We start from the raw sequence: 1,184 nt of genomic DNA, 5'->3' as shown, positions 1-1,184 counted from the left end.
CCATTCGGATATCCCCGGATCAAAGCTTACTTACAGCTCCCCGAGGCATTTCGGTGTTCGTCCCGTCCTTCGTCGGCTCCTAGTGCCAAGGCATTCACCGTGCGCCCTTCATAACTTAACCATTCGATGAATGATAAACGTCGAATCTCTTCGTCAACTTCGCTTTCTGCGCTACTCACGTATCCGTTAAACATACGCTCCGTTGCTTTAAAGCTTGTTTCCTCGATCTTCTTGTTTCTAATTCATCTCTGATCGACAAATGATAAGCGGCGGATTACTTCGTTGGCTACGCTCTCTCTAGTTGCTCATGTACCCTTTAAACGTACACTCCGCTACTCGAGATCTTGCCGCCTCGTACTCCTTGCTTCTCACTTGCCTTTACATTTTTATAAAGGTTGTTGAATTCTTGACGACTCAAGTTTCTCTTGGTTACACCAAAGTGCAACCCGGTAAAATCTTGATGTCATTTCTAGCTTTCATTATCCAGTTTTCAAAGAACCAGGCTACTGACTTCAATCACAGCATGTAGCACATCTTGATGATACATGGTACTGCCTTGCTCCGAGAAACTAATATTGTCAGCGCCACTCGTAGACTAGACGCAGGAGCAAATGTTATCTTATGATAAAAGTCACTTTTCATTATTACCAAAAGTAGCTTTTATATCATACAACAGAAACTTTTAAATTTCAAACGGTATTTTCTGGTGGAGCCTAGCGGGATCGAACCGCTGACCTCCTGCGTGCAAGGCAGGCGCTCTCCCAGCTGAGCTAAGGCCCCATATTTTATATTTAAATCAATTTTATGGTGGGCCTAAGTGGACTCGAACCACCGACCTCACGCTTATCAGGCGTGCGCTCTAACCAGCTGAGCTATAGGCCCTTAGCCAACTTGTAATTAAGAGAGAATGAGTTTTGAGTTCTCTCAAAACTGAACAAAAAAGACCAAAGCGTACATACCGCAGTATGCATCGACTAGAGTAAATACTCCATAGAAAGGAGGTGATCCAGCCGCACCTTCCGATACGGCTACCTTGTTACGACTTCACCCCAATCACCTGTCCCACCTTAGGCGGCTGGCCCCAAAAGGTTACCCCACCGACTTCGGGTGTTACAAACTCTCGTGGTGTGACGGGCGGTGTGTACAAGGCCCGGGAACGTATTCACCGCGGCATGCTGATCCGC

2 tRNA genes and 2 rRNA genes are annotated in these 1,184 nt (G+C 46.5%); all 4 read right to left on the bottom strand.

The window, feature by feature from the left end:
• Positions 1–121: ribosomal RNA gene (locus J0N78_RS25475) — 23S ribosomal RNA — on the bottom strand; the annotation flags it as partial.
• Between the two features lie 583 nt (positions 122–704).
• Positions 705–780: transfer RNA gene (locus J0N78_RS25470), tRNA-Ala, on the bottom strand.
• 25 nt (positions 781–805) lie between these two features.
• A tRNA-Ile gene (locus J0N78_RS25465) sits at positions 806–882 on the bottom strand.
• A 112-nt stretch (positions 883–994) separates the two neighbouring features.
• Positions 995–1,184 (bottom strand): 16S ribosomal RNA (locus J0N78_RS25460); the annotation flags it as partial.

It is taken from the genome of Alkalihalobacillus sp. BA299 (genome assembly GCF_017745675.1).
GTDB lineage: Bacteria > Bacillota > Bacilli > Bacillales > Bacillaceae_F > Alkalihalobacterium.
The sequence above is the reverse complement of the archived record's forward strand: the minus strand, read 5'-3'. Positions and strand labels throughout refer to the sequence as shown.